This window comes from Herbiconiux daphne (assembly GCF_024979295.1).
Taxonomy (GTDB): domain Bacteria; phylum Actinomycetota; class Actinomycetes; order Actinomycetales; family Microbacteriaceae; genus Herbiconiux; species Herbiconiux daphnes.
The window spans coordinates 1-616 of record NZ_JANLCJ010000526.1 but is presented as its reverse complement, the minus strand read 5'-3'; the positions used below and the strand labels follow the sequence as shown (position 1 = coordinate 616).

At 31.0% G+C, this 616-nt stretch carries 1 protein-coding gene; it reads right to left on the bottom strand.

Going from position 1 to position 616, the window contains the following annotated elements; translation table 11 throughout:
• Positions 1-181: 181 nt before the first annotated feature.
• Positions 182-526 (bottom strand): hypothetical protein, encoded by a 345-nt coding sequence (locus N1032_RS26250; RefSeq protein WP_259543582.1) that lies wholly within the window; start codon positions 524-526, stop codon positions 182-184.
• Between the last annotated feature and the right edge of the window lie 90 nt (positions 527-616).

Genomic DNA, 616 nt, shown 5'->3' with positions numbered 1-616 from the left:
AACCAGGATGAAAAACATGTTTTCAGTACACAATAACCAGATAAATAAAAACAGTGTAAAGCATAACGCCGTACATGATACCGCAAAAATACTTTGAAAAACGTATGACTTGAATTTTAACGCTTTCATAAAATCACCTTTGATAAAAGAATTTCGCTACCTGGTTATAATATCATAACCGTTATTCATTGCAATCATTTTCGATGAAAAGAGTTAATTTATTTGCTTTCGTTGCGTTAATCAAAATAGTCATTTGATTATAAATTGCCGTTACTGGATTTTTGTTTTCTTTCACCGCTTCATAAATATCAGCGTTACCGATCATTTCAATATTTGAATATTCTATTAATCCTTTATTCATATACTGATTAGCGGCGTTAATAAACTTGCTTTCTAATTTAATGTTATCGTGTCCGACAATAGCGGCGCATTCTGCAAAATGTACGGCAATATTAATATTTTCGTTTTCAGTTGCTTTAACCTGGGAGGATAAAACGGCCAGGATAATAATGATTAATGCTTTCATGTTTTCACCTTTTAAATAGTATTGTTTCGACCTGGTTATAATACCATAATCAGGATAAAACACAACAAAAGAATGAGATTTTCATCATTC